The following is a 2,997-nucleotide window of genomic DNA, read 5'->3' as shown; positions in this document are numbered from 1 at the left end:
AGCGCCTCGACCGTGGGGCGCAGCGCGTCATGCGGGGCGAGGGTGAAGCGGCCGGGCGCGGCCATCCCGGCCCAGGACGCCAGTTTCCCGGCCGGGCGGTAGCGCGCGGCCCAGGCCGCGCAGAACGCGTCGAAATCCTGCCCGTCATAGGCCTGCCCGGCCGCCAGCCAGGTTTCGAAATGCTGCTTCATCTGCTGCGAATAGCTGCCGTAGATGAAATCGCGGAACGGCCGCAGGAAGGCCAGCACCTCCAGCGTGATCCCCGCCTCGCCGGCCAGCCGGACCAGCGGCGCGCCGCGCTTGGTGGCGTTGAGCAGGTCCTCGTGGCTGATCACCGCGGTATGGATGCCGGGCGCGAACAGCGCCGCGAGCCGGCCCGCGTCCCAGTCCCTGATATCCGCGCCGTTGCCGGGATGGCCCGTGCCGGGATGCGGGTAGGCGATGCCGGCCGCCGCCAGCGTCTCGCGGCTCTGGAGGAGGCAGCGCTGCAGGTAGGTGGAGCCGCATTTGGGCGCGCCCACGTGCAGGATGATCCGGCGCGCCATGCCCGCTCAGCCCCCGTCCGGGTCGGCCGGGCGGCGGTTGTCGAACCCGAACTCCTCCAGCAGGGCCGCGTTCTGGGGCTCGAACTGTGCCTCCAGCCAGGCGATGCGTTCGGCGCTGCGCCCGGCATCCGGGTCGCCCGTGTTGTGGAAGGCGTCGCGGAACATCTTGCGGATCTCCCGGTCGGTGCGGTCCGGGTCGCGCATGGCGGCGGCGATGCGGTCGCAATCCTCCATCCGCAGCGAGGGGTTGGTGCGGTGGGCCGCCACCTCCCAGTCGAGCCCCTCGGGATGGTCCAGCAGCCGCTCCAGCACGGGGCGGATGTTGCGGGCATTGTCCAGCACGACCGGCCGGTCGGGAAACAGCTTGCCCCAGTTGCGCAGGTAGGCGGCCGGTTTCATGCCGTCGATCCGGCGCTGCGCGAAGGCGGCGAAATCGCGCCCGCCATAGGGTTTCCGCTCGGCCAGGAAGGTCTCGAAATGCTGTTTCATGAATTGCGAGTAATCGCCGAAGACGAAATCGCTGAAGGGCCGCAGGAAGGCCAGCGGCTGCACCGCGATGCCCGCCTCGGCGGCGATGGCGGCCAGCGCCCGGCCGCGCTTGGGCAGCGAATAGAGGTCCTCGTGGCTCAGCACCGCCGTGTGCACGCCGTCCTCGAACATCGCCGCGACCTGCGCGGCGGTGATGTCGGCCAGGTCGGCGGCGTTGCCCGGATGCGTCCCCGGCGCGTCCGGATAGCGGATGCCCTGCGCCAGCAGCCGCCCGGCGTTCTGTTGCATCACGTATTGCAGGTAGGTCGAGCCGCATTTGGGCGAGCCCACGTGCAATATGATCGATCGGGTCATGCCTGGTGTCCTTTCGCGTGCGGCAGCCGTCCGGCCAGCCGCGCGGCCAGCCTGTCCATCATGTCCTCGGGCGCGAGCCCGAGCGCGCCAAGGTCGATCTCGCGGTCCGCCCGCGGCACCGGCCCCGCCTCCCAGGAAGCGGCCAGCGCGCGCGCCAGGTCCGGCGCCGTGGCCGGGACCGACCGGATCGCCGGGGTCAGCCGGCCCAGGTCCTTGGGGCCGAACCGGTTGGTGACCACCCGCACCCCGGCGGCGGCCATTTCCAGCGGCGGATGGCTGGGATGGGGCGAATACATCAGCGACAGCCCCAGGTCGACACTGCGCAGGTAGTCGGGATAGTCCTCCCAGGGCAGCTTGCCGAGGCTCTTCAGCGTCAGCCCCCCGGGCAGGGTGACATCGCCATGGCGCTGCCCGACCGAGACCAGCTCGATGTCGCGCGGGCCCAGCCCGGCCTCCGCCACGAAGCGCGCCAGCGCCTCCACGGCGGTGGCGTACATGTTGCGCGGCACGTCCGGGCGCCCGTAAAGCGCCAGCCGCCGCGGCCCGTCCCCGCGACCGGGCCGGGCGCCGCGGGCATAGCGGGCGATGTCGATCGCCGGGTGAAAGGCCAGCGCGTCGGCGGTGGCAAAGCCGTATCCTTCCCCGGCGAAGAAGTCGCGCAGCAGCGTGGTGTTGAAGATGGGCTCGAAATCGAACCCGTAGCTGGCCACCGCGTCGGCGTATTCCGGCCCCCAGGCATAGAAGCGCGGCTCGTAATCCTGGATCAGGTACAGGAAGCGTTCCTGCGTCATGCCGTGGCGGCGGACCAGTTTCTCGGCGACATGCGCGCTCCACCAGGCGGTGGCGAGGAAGATGTCGTCGCGATGGGCGGGCAGGGTGGTGCTCTGCACGCCGCAATGCAGGTGCAGGCGCCCCGCCGCCGCCTGCGCGCCGGCCTGCGTGCCCAGCCGGTTCAGGATGAAGCTGCGCGAGCTGCCGGGCGAGGAGATCGGCAGGTCGGTGGCCACGAAGCGCACCTCGAAGCCGCGCCGGGCCAGCCCCAGCCCGATATCGAGCGCGGTGGCGATCCCGGCGAAGACCTCGGTGGGGTTGAGCGTGGGCACCAGCACCGTGACCGCCGGGCTGTCGGCGGTGAAATCCGGCGTCCAGCCCGGCTCCTTGCGCCGGTCGACGATGCGGCCATGGTCCTGCGCCGGACTGTCAGGGGCGGGCTGCGAGACGGGCGGCCGGGGCGGCAGGCCCGGCGACAGTGAATAGAGCCGGGCGTCGAACCCGCCGATGGCGTTTTTCAGGCCGGGGCCGAGGGCCTCGCGCAGGGTCCAGACGGTACGCCCCGTGCTGACCACGGCAAAGCCCGCCGCGATGCGCGCCAGCCCCGCCTTGCCCTGCAGGGCCAGCCCGGCGGCATCCCGCAGGTGCGTGCCCGCGCCGCGCATCCGCCTGAGGAAGGGGTGCAGCGGCGCCGTGCGCGCCTGCCCGTGATCCAGCCGGCCATCGGCCACCGCGTCGGAGCAATCTCAGGGTCAAACGGCATTGAGGAATTTCTCTTTATATCGACGCTTGTCCATGTGATGACTAACCGATTCGTCGGTGAATGAGAAGTTGTAGA

At 71.2% G+C, this 2,997-nt stretch carries 3 protein-coding genes; all 3 read right to left on the bottom strand.

Annotated features, from left to right (window positions below; translation table 11 throughout):
- A partial coding sequence (locus ACH107_RS31625) for a hypothetical protein (RefSeq protein WP_412509604.1) occupies positions 1-545 on the bottom strand: 545 nt, incomplete at its 3' end.
- Positions 546-551: 6 nt separating this feature from the next.
- The gene (locus ACH107_RS31620; RefSeq protein WP_412509603.1) at positions 552-1,388 is read right to left on the bottom strand and encodes a hypothetical protein; all 837 of its coding nucleotides are present in this window, start codon (positions 1,386-1,388) and stop codon (positions 552-554) included.
- Positions 1,385-2,890 (bottom strand): hypothetical protein, encoded by a 1,506-nt coding sequence (locus tag ACH107_RS31615; protein WP_412509602.1) that lies wholly within the window; start codon positions 2,888-2,890, stop codon positions 1,385-1,387. The genes ACH107_RS31620 and ACH107_RS31615 overlap by 4 nt, the downstream gene beginning before the upstream one ends.
- Between the last annotated feature and the right edge of the window lie 107 nt (positions 2,891-2,997).

This window comes from Roseovarius halophilus (ex Wu et al. 2025) (assembly GCF_047086965.1).
Note: the sequence above shows the minus strand (reverse complement) of the source record. Positions and strands in the feature narration are given on the sequence as shown.

Bases quoted from the DNA above. Each gene is read 5' to 3' on its own strand.
- ACH107_RS31620 (WP_412509603.1), bottom strand. From the start codon at position 1,388: ATGACCCGATCGATCATATTGCACGTGGGCTCGCCCAAATGCGGCTCG.